General features: G+C 32.8%; 13 protein-coding genes, 2 tRNA genes and 2 pseudogenes. 12 read left to right on the plus strand and 5 right to left on the minus strand.

Features of this window, described 5'->3' with window-relative positions; all coding sequences use genetic code 11:
• Nucleotides 1–2 precede the first annotated feature (2 nt).
• From ACZZZA_RS10320 to ACZZZA_RS10360, 9 genes and pseudogenes are all read left to right on the plus strand, one after another.
• On the plus strand, nucleotides 3–590 hold the full coding sequence (locus ACZZZA_RS10320; RefSeq protein ID WP_463431485.1) for an HAD family hydrolase: 588 nt from the start codon (nucleotides 3–5) through the stop codon (nucleotides 588–590).
• A 24-nt stretch (nucleotides 591–614) separates the two neighbouring features.
• Nucleotides 615–1073 (plus strand): hypothetical protein, encoded by a 459-nt coding sequence (locus ACZZZA_RS10325; protein ID WP_463431487.1) that lies wholly within the window; start codon nucleotides 615–617, stop codon nucleotides 1071–1073.
• 3 nt (nucleotides 1074–1076) lie between these two features.
• Nucleotides 1077–2253: pseudogene (locus ACZZZA_RS10330) on the plus strand (cysteine desulfurase family protein).
• Between the two features lie 70 nt (nucleotides 2254–2323).
• On the plus strand, nucleotides 2324–2641 hold the full coding sequence (gene trxA, locus ACZZZA_RS10335) for a thioredoxin (RefSeq protein ID WP_047445614.1): 318 nt from the start codon (nucleotides 2324–2326) through the stop codon (nucleotides 2639–2641).
• 131 nt (nucleotides 2642–2772) lie between these two features.
• Nucleotides 2773–2846: transfer RNA gene (locus ACZZZA_RS10340), tRNA-Asp, on the plus strand.
• Between the two features lie 34 nt (nucleotides 2847–2880).
• Nucleotides 2881–2954, plus strand: a tRNA-Asp gene (locus tag ACZZZA_RS10345).
• A 1467-nt stretch (nucleotides 2955–4421) separates the two neighbouring features.
• Nucleotides 4422–5883, plus strand: a pseudogene (locus tag ACZZZA_RS10350) (OmpA family protein).
• A 170-nt stretch (nucleotides 5884–6053) separates the two neighbouring features.
• Nucleotides 6054–6824 (plus strand): NAD(P)-binding domain-containing protein, encoded by a 771-nt coding sequence (locus tag ACZZZA_RS10355; protein WP_463431491.1) that lies wholly within the window; start codon nucleotides 6054–6056, stop codon nucleotides 6822–6824.
• Between the two features lie 1039 nt (nucleotides 6825–7863).
• Nucleotides 7864–8742, plus strand: a complete 879-nt coding sequence (locus tag ACZZZA_RS10360) for a L,D-transpeptidase (protein ID WP_463431493.1) — start codon at nucleotides 7864–7866, stop codon at nucleotides 8740–8742.
• Here the strand turns inward: ACZZZA_RS10360 and ACZZZA_RS10365 are convergent.
• The 3 genes from ACZZZA_RS10365 to ACZZZA_RS10375 form a co-directional block, all read right to left on the minus strand.
• Nucleotides 8739–9263, minus strand: a complete 525-nt coding sequence (locus ACZZZA_RS10365) for a hypothetical protein (protein WP_463431495.1) — start codon at nucleotides 9261–9263, stop codon at nucleotides 8739–8741. The two genes, ACZZZA_RS10360 and ACZZZA_RS10365, sit on opposite strands and share 4 nt — an antisense overlap.
• Before the next feature lie 5 nt (nucleotides 9264–9268).
• Nucleotides 9269–10582, minus strand: coding sequence for a PDZ domain-containing protein (locus ACZZZA_RS10370; protein ID WP_463431497.1), 1314 nt, complete (start codon nucleotides 10580–10582; stop codon nucleotides 9269–9271).
• A gap of 98 nt (nucleotides 10583–10680) precedes the next feature.
• Entirely contained in the window at nucleotides 10681–11319 is a 639-nt protein-coding gene (locus ACZZZA_RS10375; RefSeq protein ID WP_463431499.1) for an alpha/beta hydrolase, read from the minus strand.
• 274 nt (nucleotides 11320–11593) lie between these two features.
• On the opposite strand from ACZZZA_RS10375, the gene ACZZZA_RS10380 reads away from it, so the two are divergent.
• Nucleotides 11594–12028: a hypothetical protein gene (locus tag ACZZZA_RS10380; RefSeq protein WP_463431501.1), complete on the plus strand. Its 435-nt coding sequence runs from the start codon at nucleotides 11594–11596 to the stop codon at nucleotides 12026–12028.
• Between the two features lie 65 nt (nucleotides 12029–12093).
• Here the strand turns inward: ACZZZA_RS10380 and tyrS are convergent, their stop codons facing one another.
• Nucleotides 12094–13389 (minus strand): tyrosine--tRNA ligase, encoded by a 1296-nt coding sequence (tyrS, locus tag ACZZZA_RS10385; protein WP_463431503.1) that lies wholly within the window; start codon nucleotides 13387–13389, stop codon nucleotides 12094–12096.
• Nucleotides 13390–13541: 152 nt separating this feature from the next.
• On the opposite strand from tyrS, the gene ACZZZA_RS10390 reads away from it, so the two are divergent.
• On the plus strand, nucleotides 13542–14102 hold the full coding sequence (locus ACZZZA_RS10390; protein WP_463431504.1) for an RNA polymerase sigma factor: 561 nt from the start codon (nucleotides 13542–13544) through the stop codon (nucleotides 14100–14102).
• A 42-nt stretch (nucleotides 14103–14144) separates the two neighbouring features.
• Here the strand turns inward: ACZZZA_RS10390 and ACZZZA_RS10395 are convergent, their stop codons facing one another.
• Nucleotides 14145–15452 (minus strand): DEAD/DEAH box helicase, encoded by a 1308-nt coding sequence (locus tag ACZZZA_RS10395; protein WP_463431505.1) that lies wholly within the window; start codon nucleotides 15450–15452, stop codon nucleotides 14145–14147.
• 119 nt (nucleotides 15453–15571) lie between these two features.
• Here ACZZZA_RS10395 and ACZZZA_RS10400 point away from each other — a divergent pair, with 119 nt between their 5' ends.
• Nucleotides 15572–15994 (plus strand): PaaI family thioesterase, encoded by a 423-nt coding sequence (locus ACZZZA_RS10400; RefSeq protein WP_463431507.1) that lies wholly within the window; start codon nucleotides 15572–15574, stop codon nucleotides 15992–15994.
• Nucleotides 15995–15998: the final 4 nt, after the last annotated feature.

The following is a 15998-nucleotide window of genomic DNA, read 5'->3' on the forward strand; positions in this document are numbered from 1 at the left end:
TAATGAAAAAATTATATTGTTTTGATTTTGACGGCACTTTAACGTATAAGGATACGATGTTTTTGTATTTAAGATTTTATAATCCATCGAAATTTCGGGTACAATTTGTAAAACATATTCCGCTTTTTATTTTACTGAAATTAAAATTGGCAGAGACTGAAAAAGTAAAGAAAAGTTTTATTGGTTCTATTTTAAAAGGTCAGCTTCAGACTAAAATCGAAGAAAAATCTAAACAGTTTTTTGAAGAAAATTATCCGAAAATTGTGAGAGAAAATGCTTTGGATTTTATTCAGAATATGGACAGACAAAATACAAAAAGTCTCATGGTAACTGCCTCTTTGGATATTTGGGCAAAACCATTTGCGGAAAAATTACAGATGAATCTTGTTTCTACAAAGGCAGAGTTTAAAAACGGTATTTTTACAGGAAATTTTATCGGTAAAAACTGCAACGGAAAAGAAAAATTAGAAAGAATTAAAAAAGAAATTTCAAACGATAAGTATGATAAAATTATTGCGTTTGGCGATACTTCCGGTGATAAGTCAATGCTGAAATGGGCAAATGAAGGTCATTACCGATTTTTTCACTAATTTTGAAAGATTAATAATGATAAAATGAATAAGTTGCTGATTTTATGTTTTGCCATCATCACAAGCTGTACCAATACAACTGCACAGAAATCTGGAGATATGCAAAGTAAAGGAGAAATAATTGCCTCTGAAACGCAGGGAGGAGCTGAAAAAGCAGGTTTTAAAATCATAAATGATGAACGACAGCTTAAAAACGAAATAACAGAAAATTTTGCAGCTTCAGGAATGGAACCTGTTATGCAAATACCTGATTTTCCAAAAGATAAAAAAGTTGTTTTGTATAATTTAGGAACGTTCAATTCCGGTGATCATAAAGTTTCAGCCATTAAAAGCATATCCGTTAAGAATAATGTTTTATATGTTGAGATTCCGGAATATCAATCGGGTGGGATGGCAATTCAGGTGATGTCAAATCCTTGGTTTATATTTTCCGTTCCGTCAAATTATCAGTTCACTTCAGTACAATTAAAATATTCAAAATAAAAAATGAATAAAATATATTTAGATAACGCTGCTACAACGCCTCTTTCAGAAGAAGTTATCGATGCCATGGTAGAAACCATGAAAATGAATTTTGGAAATCCGTCTTCAACACACAGTTTCGGACAAGATGCTAAAATTTTAATTGAAAACGTAAGAAGGCAGGTTGCAGAGTATCTTCATGTGACTCCGGCAGAGATTATTTTCACCTCTTGCGGTACAGAATCCAATAATATGATTATCAAATCTAGTGTTTCACATTTGGGTATTGAAAGAATCATCAGTTCGCCGATGGAACATAAATGTGTTTCTGAGAGTATTTTAGACATGAAAAACAGAAAAGGTGTTGAAGTTGCTTACATCCGCCCGAATGAAAAAGGTGATATTGATTTAAACAAGCTTGAAGAATTGCTTAAAGCTTCTGACAAGAAAACTTTGGTGAGTCTGATGCATGCCAATAACGAAATCGGAAATATTGTAGATATTAAAAAAATTGCAGAACTGTGCAAAGCAAATAATGCATTGTTTCATTCTGATACTGTACAAACGATGGCTCACATGAATTTAGATTTTTCTGAAATTCCTGTTGATTTTGCATCTTGCAGTGCGCACAAATTTCACGGTCCGTAAAGGAATTGGTTTTGCTTTCATCAGAAAATCAAGTGGTCTGAAAGGAATTATTACAGGCGGTCCGCAGGAAAGAAGTTTAAGAGCAGGAACAGAAAACGTGAGCGGAATTGCAGGTTTGGGAAAAGCATTGGAACTTTCATTGAAAAATATGGATAGCTACACCCAACATATGCAGGAAATTAAGCAGTACACCATTGATAGAGTTTCTGAAGAAATTCCGGGTGTGAAGTTTAATGGAAGAAGTGCTGAAGCAGAAAGTAGTCTGTACACAGTGGTAAGTCTTTTATTACCCTACAAAAATCCGCTAATCGGATTGCAATTGGATATGAAAGGTATTGCTGTTTCTCAGGGAAGTGCATGTTCTTCCGGAGCTTCAAAACCTTCAATGGTCATGATGATGGTGCTTTCTGAAGATGAGATGGATCATTGCACACCGTTACGTGTTTCGTTTAGTCACATGACAACGAAAGAAGATATTGATACTTTTGTAAATGCATTAAAGGAAATTTCTAAAGATTTAATCATAGAAAATACAAATGTTGAGCATAGATAAGCTAATGGTTTAAAAGTGGTAAATTTGATCATTGAATTAACATAGAATATTAATAATTAAAAATAAAAAAATGGCTTTAGAAATTACGGATAGCTCGTTTCAGGAAACAGTTTTAAAATCAGATAAACCGGTATTGGTAGACTTTTGGGCAGTATGGTGCGGACCGTGCAGAACTTTGGGACCAATCATCGAAGAAGTAGCAGCAGATTTTGAAGGAAAAGCTGTCGTAGGAAAAGTAGATGTTGATAACAATCAGGAAATTTCTATGCAGTACGGAATCAGAAATATCCCTACAGTTCTTATTTTTAAGAATGGAGAGGTAGTTGATAAATTGGTTGGGGTAACTCCAAAAGAGATCATCGCAGAAAAATTAAGTGCACACTTATAAAGAAAATCACTTTGATAATGAATGCTTTCCGTATTGGGAAGCATTTTTTTTATGAAAATACTTGCAGAGTCGCTCAAAAGTTGTATTTTTGCAACCACAATAAACGAAGATATTTTTGTCTGTTGTGAAAAGATCCGGTAGTTCAGCTGGTTAGAATGCCGCCCTGTCACGGCGGAGGTCGCGGGTTCGAGTCCCGTCCGGATCGCAAAAAAGTTTCTCAATTACTTTTAAAACAAATTGATCCGGTAGTTCAGCTGGTTAGAATGCCGCCCTGTCACGGCGGAGGTCGCGGGTTCGAGTCCCGTCCGGATCGCAGATGTCTTTTTAGATTTCATCAAACCCTTAAGATAAATGTCTTAAGTGTTTTTTATGTTCTAAAAGCTTTAAATATAGATTGCTGTATCTATGGAAAACCAATTACATAGTTTATAACTTGAAGAGTTGCAAAGATTTGATTTGTAAATTGGTATAACATCACACATTTACTCAAAATATTCTAAAAATCTTATATCAGATAAATTACATGAAAATTAAAATGTTAAGCTGAAATTAGGATATAAATATTAGGTAATAATGTAAAAGAATACTATGTTACTTTTTTTTAATATTGATATTTCGTTTTTAAGTTTTGTTTAATAATAATGATTTATTTTTAAATAAATAACAATGTAATGATGTACATTTGCTTAACCAATAATGAAGTTTTATAAATACTTTTTTTGATATTGTTCTTGTATAGTTCTTGCATATCTTACGTTTGTAATATTCCGGATTAAATATGTAATCTACGAATGGTCTGATGGATGTTGTAAGAATAAAAATAAGGTTAATAGGATTTAGCAGCGCAGAAATTAAATGAATTAATATTCTTTGACTGCTATATTTCAAAAAGGAAGTATAAAATACAACAGGTCAGATCTGTTAAAAAATTAAATTATTCAAATCACAATTTATCGATGGCTTTATTTGCCTGGTTTAATGCAAAATAAAATATGAATAGATTTTTCAACCAATTTTTTGAGTGGAATAAAAAACCAAATAGAGTAGTAATCTCAATTTTTGTTGTTAATATATTTCTTATGGTGTTGCCAAGTGAATTGAGAAAGAGTTTGTTTTTAAATGCCTCAATGGTTAATTTTGGAAAGTATTCTTTGGTCATATTTTTATTTACTTCACTTATACTTTTGATTTCATTCATAAAATATAAGCTCGAAACTGCAAAAAAAGGAAAAATAAAAGATTTTACCATAAGTAAAGTTTTTCCAATCAATTTACTTGAACACTTTCATATATATACAAGAAGATTGTCTTCTGGTTTTTTCTTATTGGCTGCTTGTGTGATTAGCTTAAGCTTCTATTCACTGTTTTCATATCGTACATAGTCTTTAATGATTTATTTTAAATTTATTACATCCTATATTTCACTATTTTTTAGTAGTAATTATTTATTAATTCAGATTTAATGTTCATTTTTTTTAATACACTCAAATTATTTTTAAAATTTTTAGATATAATATGTATGACTCCGTAAGCTGTCTATTAACTGAAATGCAGGATATTAAGATTCTTTAAAATTTTAAAAATAATAAATTGATATTGATTATGTGATTTATTCATATCATATTTTGCAATGGAATGCTTTTTGGTACAGTAGTTGCAAGTCAGATTGAACATACTATAGATGTGTTCTGATAGACAGTTTTAGTGTAATTAATTGCTCAAAACACATATTAAGTAAAAAACACGCCTTAAATTGAATTTTTAACAAATATAATATATTATGAAACTAAATTTAGCAATTCTTTCATTAGCATTAGGGGTTTCGGCAACAATGTCGGCACAAGACAGCTTAACGGTAGTATCTAATGGAGAGTATCCAAACACTTACACGTCTGGTTCTGCCAACGTTAGTCCATTTACGCAGCAGTCTAAAAGATTTAATGATTGGTCTATCTCTTTCGGAGCGGGTGTACCATTGGTACAGTCTGCGGATTTAACATCAATCAAAAACGGAAACGGAAAAAATCTTATCGGATATTCTGCTTATGTAAGTATAGACAAAGCCATCACACATGCTTTTGGAATTAATCTTCAGTATGACAGAGGTGAGACTAGACAAGGATGGTTTAATACTAAAGATAATGCTCCTGCTAATGCATCTGCATTAGGACAGCAAGGTGCTAGAACACAGTATGATGCGATCTCATTGTTAGGAGATATTAATTTATCTAATTTAATGAGACGTGTAGATAACAAATCTCCGTACAGATGGGCATTGCATGGTTATGCGGGTATTGGTACTTTAAGTTACAAAGCTTATCTGAAAGACGAGAACGGACAAAGATTAATGACAGAAATTAAGCCTTTCAAATCACAATCTTTCTTCGGACAAGCGGGTGCAGGTTTAAAATATAAAATTAACAACAGATTAGACTTAGAAGGTAGAGTAATGTATGTTGTAACTACAGACGATCAGTTTGATGGTGGTGGTGAGCAATACAGTGCTATTAACAGAAGAGAAGATCAGGTTTCTGATAATTTCTTTAATGCAACTTTAGGTTTGTCTATCAAATTAGGGAAACATGAATCTCACTTGATGTGGCATGATCCGTTACAGGAAATCTATTACAAACTTGATGTATTGGCTGAAAAAAATCAGGATATAGATGTTTGTAAAAATGGTGATGCTGACAATGATGGTGTATGTGATGATTGGGACAGACAATTAGATACTCCTGCAGGAGCAAGAGTAGATGGTGCTGGTGTTGCTTTAGATGTTGATATGGATGGAGTAATCGATCTTAATGACAAATGTGTAACAGTTCCTGTCGGTAGAAAACAACGGTTGCCCGTTAACGAATACAAACACAAGTACAGGTACGGTAACAGAAGCAGAAACAAAATTAGACGGTATTGAATTTGATTTAAATTCTGACAGAATTTTACCTTCAAACACACCTATTCTTAATAATGCTGTAAATTACATTAATTCATCAAACGGTGCTTACACGGTGATCGGAACTACAGATACAAGAGGTTCTGAAAACTACAATCAGAATTTATCTGAAAAAAGAGCAAACAGTGTAAAGGATTATTTGATTAAAAACGGAGTAGAATCTACAAAATTAAATGCCTTAGGAAGAGGTAAAAAAGATTTGAAGTATCCTGAATGTGATCCTGCAACAAAATGCCCTGAATGGAAAAACAGAGCAAACAGAAGAGTTTATTTTGAAGCAAAATAATTTTTTCAACATAAATAATACAAAGAGTCGTGCGTAAGCATGACTTTTTTGTTGTTAATACGTAGTACGAATGAATTGAGTATTTTTATTGAAATTTTTATTTTAAGTATTCATCAAAAATTTTAAAGTTGATTTAATCGTGTTACATTTTTTATTTTATTAATTTTATTATGAGAAATATTGGTATAATTGGCTGCGGCTGGCTCGGAAAAAGACTTGCAGACATATTTTCAGATCGGTATAATATTTACTTAACGGTCAGAAATCCTGAAAAGCTTAATCATTTAGAAGCGCTAAACTACAAGTCCACGCTCATCAACTTTGGGGGTGAAATTAACTCCGGTAAAGTTTTGCCGTGGGAAATACTTTGCAATTTGGATATTATCATTATTACCGTTCCGTTTTCTCAGAAAACAGAAAGTGCAGATCTATTAAATAAAAAAGCTGAGCAATTATCTTCATTTCTCAAAGGCTTCACGGGTCAAATGTTTTTCATGAGCTCAACCGGTTTTTATCCTATTGTAGATAAACAGTTTTTTGAAGACGATCTATCATCAGAGGATATTGAAGGCGAACGGTTGATACTAAGCAGATTTCCACAGACAAATATTCTCAGATTAGCGGGATTAATGGGTGATGACAGACTGCTGATAAAATATAATGTTAAACAGCTTGATGCTCCGGTAAATCATATTCACTATGTTGATATTGCTCGTGCCATTGAAAAGATGATTCAGTGCGATGTAAGTGCACAACTTTATAACATTGTTGCTCCAGAACACCCTTCTAAATCTGAGGTCATTAACTGCCAAAAAAATCTGGTTCATTCAGAAGCTCAGGATCCTCAGGGAAGAATTATTTCTTCAAAAAAATTAATAAAAACATTAGATTTTGACTTCAAATATCCAAATCCAAAATATTTTCATCTCAATACATTTTAAATAAGATTTTTCGTTTATTCCATATTAGAATACTAACTAATTTTTAGTACAAAAAAAGGTAAAACATTTTACTGTTTTACCTCTTGTTAATATGAATGTGATTTGGTGTATATGGAGTCAATTATTTGCTTTGGATATTTAATCTATGAATCGTAAAGATCTTGCTCTTAATTTCTATGTCAAAGATAGATCTGTTTTGAAAATGATGCAAACTTATGTGGTCGTGATTTATAAATTCGTACACAAAAGTCTTTATTAGTCGTATCTCTAGCGTTTTTTTATTCTAAATTTTTTGCTTTCGGTTTTTATTTATGTTAATCCAGATCAGAGTGGAGATTGTATTATCTTTTTTCTGCGCAGGGCTAAATTCATAAGGCACAGATTTTAGTCAAAAAGAAATAATAACTACCAATAGTAATAAGCTCAATCTCTGTAGTGTTTTCTCATATAAAGCGAACAAATAATAATATCGCAATAGCTGTGAAGGCAGAAAATAAGCAGTTTTTTAGCAATAGTATAATTTGAAACTTCTATATGATGTTTAATATCAAAAGATAGATCATCAAATTAATTCACTTTAATATATGCAAATAAATTACAATTCATATGTAATAATTTATAAATTTTGCTTTATTTTTAATTATAACTGTTTATTATTTAATTGTTTAACTATTTCACGCTTTTTTTTAAATAAAAGTATTTTTCAAGAATAATTCTGCTTTTTATCTGTTTTTCTTACTATTTTCTCAGGTGTTCAGCTTAATTTCAGTATACATTATTAGGTGTAATTCAAATTTTTTATAAATTATTGATGCAAATTATTTTTTTAAAGTCTTTAGGTGTGATATTTGCTTAATAGAAATCAAAATCAATGACCATTTTATATTTATGAAAAATTTTTTTTTTAAAAAATCATTCTTTTACTTTTTTTTATTGGCAATATCATTCACTTCTCTGTAAAAAAGACAATGAAAAAATAGTCGATCAACAGCAAAATTCAAATTCAGGAAATTATTCAGATGGCAAAAATTCAGATTCAGTGGCTACGCAAGCAGAAGTCAAAGAATCTGTACCTCCTGCAATTCAGGAAAATGGTTTTTATAATGCATTTGCCATTCCCAAAGACAAAAAACTAAGAGATTCTTTATATTCAGTTTTCAGTAAAAAATATACGGAGAGAGAGCGATATGCTATTTTAGCACTTAATAGGTTAGATTCTAAAAGCAAATGGAATTCTGATACTCTAGTCGTTCCTGCAAAGATCGATACTACTTTGATGGCCTATTCACCATTTCCAATGCAGCTTGACGTATTAAGTGAAGTGAAAAAATTTGTGGTATTTTCATATCCGATCCAGGCATATGCAGTTTATTCCAACGGAACTTTAGTAAAATGGGGACCTACAAGTATGGGTAAAAAAACGGCACAGACAACAAGAGGATTAATGTTTGCCAACTGGAAAAAGAAACTGGCAATTTCCACAGTTAAAAGCGAGTGGAAATTACCTTATAACTTCAATATTCATAATACTCATGGCATCGGATGGCATCAATATGATTTGCCCGGTTATCCTGCATCACATTCATGTTTAAGATTACTCATGAAAGATGCAATATGGCTATATAGCTATGCCGACACCTGGATACTGAATCCTGGTGGAGCAACCACTAAAGCAAAGGGTACACCTGTTATTGTTTTCGGAGATTATCCGTGGGGAAAAAGAAAACCATGGAGAAAATTGTTAAATGATCCGAATGCTAATAATATTTCTGTTGAAGAAATGACTAATTTAATTAAACCTCACATAGAAAAAATGGTGAGCGAACAAACCAATAGAGAAAAAGTAGCTGATTCTATAAAGGCGGCGAAGGCTCTTGAGGTTGCCGCTCCTGTAGAAGAATCGGAAGTTTCCAATTAAATTTTCTTTTCAAACTGCAGAGTAGATTCTTCCGCAAATTTTCTGAGTTTTTTCATCTCATCTTTTGCTTTGATCTGTCCGATTCTTGCGGCTGTGTAAGTTATCGCGATGAAGAATAACATGACAAAAGATGCGTTTAATGCCCAAGGATATTCAAAGCTTTTGATTTGTTTTTCTACATAATACATCGTGAAAAAAGTCATCCAGAGAATGGAAAAAAGAAAGTAGAGAAACATGAAAAAGGTCCAGACTGCAGAACTCGGTCCAAAAACTCCTCTTATAACGGTTTGGTCATCTTCAATTTCTGTTCGTAATGATAATCTGGGCTGCCAATATTGGTCGTATTCTGTGTCTACACATATTGTCGCCATTTCTTTGTTGATGTTTCCGGTAAATTCACCTTTATGCTCTGCAAGGTATTTCTTCAGATTTTCTGCATACTTTTCTTTACTCAAATGCGTGTACATCTTGAATCTTGGCCGGTTTCTTATTTTATCTAAAGTGGTTTCCTCGGTTTGCATATAATTTATTGATAAGGTATTGGATCTTCTAACGTAAAACTCAGGCGAAGTTCTTGATTTTTTCTCAGAATAACCATATTTATTATTTTGCCTTCATCAGATTTCATCATTTCCATGATTTTCTGCAAGGTCATATCCGCTGTTTTTCTTCCGTTGATAAAAATAAGCTGATCACCTTTTTTAAATCCCGCTTTATCAGATGGAGAATCTTTTCTCACGCCAGCAATAGAAAATAAAGGTTTTAGTGCAAATTTATATTGTAAGCTACTGTTAATCAATTCCACCCCTCTAGTTGATTTGTCTTTAAATTTACTTTCTAGCGTTACCAGATCTTTTTCCCACTGCATTCCATCCTGTTGAAAATCAAGACCACTCATGTTAAAATGAAAAGAATCATTATAATATTTGTTTTTCTTTAAATATAATTTCCCGTTTGGATAATCAAAAACGGCAGTAAATCTTCTGAGAATGTCACCTCCCACAGAACCCTTTCTTTCACTCACCAGATTCACGTGCTGTATAGAAAACTCATCGGGCATTGCTGTCAGAGGTTTTACAAATTGAAATTTGCCTAAATAAAAATGATGAATTCTGCTTCTCTTTCCATAAATATCACCGTTAAATCCTCTTCCCAAATAGTCATCAATATTCGGGCGATTGTACACAAAGTTTTTTATCAGAGCAGGGAAGAGCCAGATCGCATCACTGTTGCCTAAATCAATCAAAAGCTTTGAACTTTTTCTTTCATTGGTCATTTCTACATCAGCGAAAATGTAAGGCTTGTTTTTTTCAATTGAAATGGGTAATTCATCAAATTTTTTAATTCTTTTTCTGAATAAGTCATCGTTATTGTAAACAGTAATTTTTTTTAAGCTGTAATCTATTAAGACGGGATGATTTTTAAAAAAATGATAACCTATAATGCCATTCACAGGAATTCCTACATGCGATGAGATGTTAAAATCCTGATCCAGGATCATGAAAAGGGTAAAAGAAGTATTGATAAAATGTTCTCCGATTTTACCGATATTGTGATCAGATTTAAACCCTTCAATTGATTTGCTCCCGCCGAGTCCCGAAAAGTTCATCTTTTCTAGTGGAGAAAGTCTCATTTCTTTATTTTCCAGACTGAAAATAGTAGTTTCTGCAACGCCTGTATCTAATAAAAAGGTAAGTTCTGCACCGTTTACGTTGATCGGAATAAAAATCAAGTTATTAATGAATTTAAACGGAATCACTACTTTTTTAGCATCTTTTATCTCAAAACTATTTTGGGCATTCGCAAAAATGCTTATAAAAAGTATGAATATAATTACCATCGGTTTCATTTAATGAAAGTAGTAAAATAATTCTTACGTAAACAAAAAACATTCTCAAATGTTTGAGAATGTCTTACAATTGATTAATGAAAATACTTTTATTTTGAAAAAAAATCCATTAGATCGATATAGTTTTTTTGATTGACTCCATGACCGCTCATGTATTCTCTGAATGTAAAATAACAGCTCAAATCATACAGAAGATCCGCTGCTTTTCTTCCCCATTCCATTGGGATAATCGCATCATCAGTTCCATGAGATACGAAGAAACGAAGTTTTTCTAATTTCTTTTTATCTTTTACAATATCCGTAAGCAATTTTTCTTCAGGATAACTGCTCAAACAGGCAACATAAGTGAAAAGCTCAGGATATTTTAAAGCCAGGCTGTAGCACAAAATTCCGCCCTGGCTGAATCCGCAGAGATGTGTTTTGTTATCGGTGAGACCATATTTGTTGGTGATTGCCATGATATTTTGCACAATACTTTCTAAAATTTCTTTTGCCTGATCAATATCTATGAATTGTTCCGGATTGTTAAAATCAATGTCAAACCAGGAATATCCTTCAAACTGAGTTTCTTTTGGAGCTCTGAAGCTCACTAATATCCAGTCTGCGGGAAGGCTTTCTCTGAAGCTGAAGAGATCCTGCTCATTACTTCCATACCCATGAAGCATGAATAAAACAGGCGTTTGTGGAGTTATATTTTCCGGTTCTCTTACAATGTAATCTAAATTCATATACGTAGAATCTATTTTTTATTAATAAATGGAATTGCGATAATTGATTTTCGCATTAATGAAAACAATTTTGAACAGCAAAGATAATTAATAATGATTTTATTTAAATTTAAAAAAAGAGTAGGGTAGAAATGAAAATTAATTAGCCAAATCACTTACAGGTGTTTTGTTGATTTACTATCAATTGCAAATCTTTATTAGAAAATTTTCATGAAAGTTATTTTTATATTGATAAAAATCCTATATTTGAAACATTAAAAATCTATTTGGAGACATGAAGCAAATTTACAAATCAAAAAGTTTACACAGACTTTCGTTCTTAGTAGTCGCATTATTTTCAGTTGTATCTGTTATGAACTCTTGTAAAGACGACGAAGAAGATGAGTTTCAGGAACGTCTTGTGCAGTTTGAAGCAAAATTAGTAAAAGGTACAGGAACAGCATTGCCTGAATTTAAAACTATTGTTACTCAGGTCGGAGTAAGTCAAAATACTTTATTCAATACGCCGGGTGTATCTTGGGCGAGTGATGAGTTTTTTGTAAATACAAGCCAGTCTCAGCTTAATTTGGACGCAAATGCTTTACTTCCAAATCCTGATTCAAAATTGATCGTTACGCTTTACATTGACGGTGAGGTTGCAAAATCTGATACCGCTACAGGAGCAGGAACCCAAGATGCATCTATTGATTACAGCTTCTTAGAGCTTTAATTAATTAAAAAATATCATAAAAAAAACCGCTAAATCAGCGGTTTTTTTGTTGTTATATATAAATATTAAATTGCTTTCACAATAAAATAATTCTTCTTTCCTTTTTGAAGCAGTAAGAATTTCCCGTCAATCAAATCATTTTCGTTGGCAGTATAAATTTCATTTATTTTTTCTTTGTTTACTGAGATTGCATTTCCTTTCAACTCTCTCGTTGCTTCACTTTTAGACTTTAGAAATCCTGATTTTTCAGAAAGCAAATCAATGATATTGATTCCTAAGACATCGCTTTTTGCAATTTCTTTTTGTGGAACACCTTCGAAAATTTCTAAAAATATTTCCTCATCAAGACTTACCAAATCTTCTGCTGTAGATTTGCCGAAAAGAATTTCAGATGCCTTTAAAGCTCTTTCATATTCTTCTCTTCCATGCACCCAAACGGTAACTTCTTCAGCCAGTTTCTTTTGAAGTTTTCTTTCATGTGGAGCGGTTTGATGCTCTTCAATCAACGAATCAATTTCTTCTTTTTCTAAGAACGTATAGAATTTGATAAATCTTTCGGCATCAGAATCTGTAGCATTCAGCCAAAATTGATAAAATTTATAAGGTGAAGTTTTCTTTTTATCAAGCCAGTAATTTTCTCCACTTTCAGATTTTCCAAACTTGGATCCGTCAGCTTTTGTAATCAAAGGAACCGTCAGCGCAAATGCTTCTCCCTGTGCTTTTCTACGAATCAATTCTGTTCCTGTAGTGATATTTCCCCACTGGTCAGAACCTCCCATCTGAAGTTTTACGCCATTATTTTGGTACAAATGTAAAAAATCATATCCCTGAATTAATTGGTAAGTAAACTCTGTAAAGCTCATTCCGTCAACACCAGCTTCTCCGGAAAGTCTTTTCTTCACAGAATCTTTCGCCATCATGTAGTTGACTGTGATATTTTTTCCAACATTTTTAGCAAAATCAAGGAACGAAATTTTCTTCATCCAGTCGTAATTGTTCACCAATTCTGCTTTGTTGGTTTCCTGTCCTTCAAAATTTAAAAATCTTGAAAGCTGGTTTTTCAGGCAATCTACATAATGTAAAAGTGTTTCTTCATCAAGAAGATTTCTCTCGGCAGACTTTCCCGAAGGATCACCAATCATTCCCGTTGCACCTCCCACCAAAGCAATTGGCTTATGACCATGTTGCTGAAAGTGAGCCAAAATTTTTATCTGAATAAGACTTCCGATATGCAAAGAATCTGCAGTAGGATCGAACCCGATATAGGCAGTTGTCATCTCCTTATTCAGTTGTTCGTCGGTTCCGGGCATCATGTCAGAAAAAAGACCTCGCCATTTCAGTTCTTCAATAAAAGAATTCATTATTTTTTGTTTAAAATTTAATGTGCAAAGATAAGTAAAAGGTGAAATAAACAGACTGTTCTGCAACTAAGTTTAAATCTCTAAAATTCAATTTCTTTTAATTTTTTAATTTTTTAATTCTTTAATCTTTAATTTTAATAAATTTGTTAGTAATGAAAGACGAACAATTATTTTCACTGATTCAAAAAGCAAAAGAGAAAGATCAAAAAGCACAGACCAAACTCATCAATGTTTTTTGGGTGGATGTTTTTTCTTTTGTGATGAAAAAAGTTCGGGATGAAAACGATGCAGATGAAATAACGGTCAATGTTTTTTCAAAAGTTTTGTCGAAATTGGATATGTATGATCCTCATTTTCAGTTTAAAACCTGGGTTCTGACGATTGCGCAAAATACAATGATTGATTTCTGGAGAAGAAAGTCCAGAGAAACGCAAGATCCAACCGAAAATCTGGATGAAGTAAAAAATCATTACGCCAAATCTCCTGAAGAACTGATGATCTCTGATGAAGAACAAAAGAAAATCATCAAAACAATCGAGTCCTTAGATGTTAATTATCAGGATATTATTAAGCTAAGATTTTTCGAGGAAAAAAGTATTAAAGAAATTGCGGAAGAGCTTGGAATCTCCGTCGCCAACACGAAAGTTCGTGTAATGCGTGCTAAAAAAGTCTTGGCAGAATTGCTGAAAAATAATGAGTTTGAAGATAATTAAGCTTCACTCACTGAAAAGTAAAGCTCAATTAATTCTTGAGATTTAATAAGCAATCTCCATTTTTACTTTCTTCCCTTTTAATTTTTCAGTGCTTAGTTTTTTAAGCAGATCTTTTACTTTGCTTCTTGAAACTGCAACGTAAGAAGTGGTATCTTTAACTTCAATCAGACCTAAATCTTCTTTTTCTAATTCACCTTTTTTTATTAAATATCCTACGATATCCACTTTATTTACTTTATCTTTTTTTCCGGCACTGATGTAAACGGTCTGAAATGGTGAATTGGCGGGAACTTTAGAGAATTCTTTTACAGATTCTTCAGGAGTATCTTTTTTGATGAACGGAAACTTTTCATCAGCGGTCATCACCAAATACGCAAAGCCTTTGGCATTCATTCTTGCTGTACGACCATTTCTGTGAATAAAAGCGTCTTCAGTGCTTGGTAGTTGATAATGAACTATAGATTCCACCTCTGGGATGTCTAAACCACGCGCAGCCAAATCAGTCGTAATTAATACTCTCGCCGTATCATTTCTGAATTTCAGAAGAGCGCGTTCTCTTTCGTCCTGCTCCATACCACCGTGGAATGTTTCTCTGGCAATTCCTTTATCCAGAAGCAAATCTGCAATACGGTCAACGGTTTCTCTGTGATTACAGAAAATCAACGTTCTTTTGTTTCCGATTTTACAAATTAAGTGAAATAATGTGTCGAGTTTTTCTTCAGAAATCGTCATTACTTTTCTTAGCTGAATATCAGGTTTATTTTCTCCCAGCTTTAAGAAATCGACTGTTTTTTCATCTTTCAGACCAGTAAATTTCGGAATTTCATCCATAGAAGTTGCTGAAGTCAGGATTCTCTGAAAAAGGTTGTACATATTTTCGATAATATATTCCATATCATCATGAAAACCTAATTCTAAAGCCTTATCAAATTCATCCAGCACAAGATTTTTAATCGTTTTTACATCGAGATTTTTATTTCTCATGTGATAGGCGATTCTTCCCGGAGTTCCGATCAATACAGCAGGAGCTTCCTTGAGATTGTTCAATTCAATCTTTTTATCGTGACCGCCGTAGCAAACTGTTACCTTAAAATCTGTTCCCATCGATTTGAAAACCTGCTCGATCTGCAAAGCTAATTCTCTCGCCGGAACCAAGATTAAAGCCTGAATTCCCGTAGATTCTTTTTTCAAATTTCTTAGAACGGGAAAAAGAAAAGCAAGCGTTTTTCCTGATCCTGTAGGCGAAAGCAAAACAACATCTGTATTGTTTTCCGTAGTTTTGTATGTAGATTTCTGCATCTGATTCATATCCTGAATCTGCAGTTTTTTATAAATAGATTCTAATTCCATTTTGCAAAGGTAAGGGAAAAGAATTTTTGCAGAAATTTTTAAATTAATTTAAAGAACTTTACATCAAAATTTTTTAAAGATTTAATCTAAAAATAATAATTAAAACTTTCCAACCCAAAATGACTCCAGAAAAAAGAAAACTCATGACCGACAGTTTCAACCGTTCAGAAACTTTAAAATTCTACAACGCCGAACTTTTGGAAGTTGAAACCGATTTTGTATCCATCAAAATTCCAAAAATGGAAATGATGACCCGAACCGCAGGAATGTTCAACGGAGCCATGATCGCTTCACTTGTCGATGTTTCATCAGGTTATGCTGCTGTGAGTCATTATGAGGAAGATTGTTATGTTGTTACCGTTGAGCTAAAGGTGAATTACCTTCGTCCGGCAATCGGTGATGCTTTGGTTTCAAAAGCTTATGTTATTAAAGGCGGTAGTAAAATCAGTGTTATCAGAACAGAAATATATACCGTGAAAGAAGATTCTTCTTCGGAAAGTCATGTAGCAACGTCTCTTGTTACGATGATGAAAATTAAATAAATTT

It is taken from the genome of Chryseobacterium sp. AC405b (assembly GCF_979258685.1).

Bases quoted from the DNA above. Each gene is read 5' to 3' on its own strand.
- ACZZZA_RS10355 (WP_463431491.1), top strand. From the start codon at position 6,054: ATGAGAAATATTGGTATAATTGGCTGCGGCTGGCTCGGAAAAAGACTT.
- ACZZZA_RS10400 (WP_463431507.1), top strand. From the start codon at position 15,572: ATGACTCCAGAAAAAAGAAAACTCATGACCGACAGTTTCAACCGTTCA.
- trxA (WP_047445614.1), top strand. From the start codon at position 2,324: ATGGCTTTAGAAATTACGGATAGCTCGTTTCAGGAAACAGTTTTAAAA.
- ACZZZA_RS10390 (WP_463431504.1), top strand. From the start codon at position 13,542: ATGAAAGACGAACAATTATTTTCACTGATTCAAAAAGCAAAAGAGAAA.
- ACZZZA_RS10375 (WP_463431499.1), bottom strand. From the start codon at position 11,319: ATGAATTTAGATTACATTGTAAGAGAACCGGAAAATATAACTCCACAA.
- ACZZZA_RS10370 (WP_463431497.1), bottom strand. From the start codon at position 10,582: ATGGTAATTATATTCATACTTTTTATAAGCATTTTTGCGAATGCCCAA.
- ACZZZA_RS10395 (WP_463431505.1), bottom strand. From the start codon at position 15,452: ATGGAATTAGAATCTATTTATAAAAAACTGCAGATTCAGGATATGAAT.
- tyrS (WP_463431503.1), bottom strand. From the start codon at position 13,389: ATGAATTCTTTTATTGAAGAACTGAAATGGCGAGGTCTTTTTTCTGAC.
- ACZZZA_RS10365 (WP_463431495.1), bottom strand. From the start codon at position 9,263: ATGCAAACCGAGGAAACCACTTTAGATAAAATAAGAAACCGGCCAAGA.
- ACZZZA_RS10320 (WP_463431485.1), top strand. From the start codon at position 3: ATGAAAAAATTATATTGTTTTGATTTTGACGGCACTTTAACGTATAAG.
- ACZZZA_RS10325 (WP_463431487.1), top strand. From the start codon at position 615: ATGAATAAGTTGCTGATTTTATGTTTTGCCATCATCACAAGCTGTACC.
- ACZZZA_RS10380 (WP_463431501.1), top strand. From the start codon at position 11,594: ATGAAGCAAATTTACAAATCAAAAAGTTTACACAGACTTTCGTTCTTA.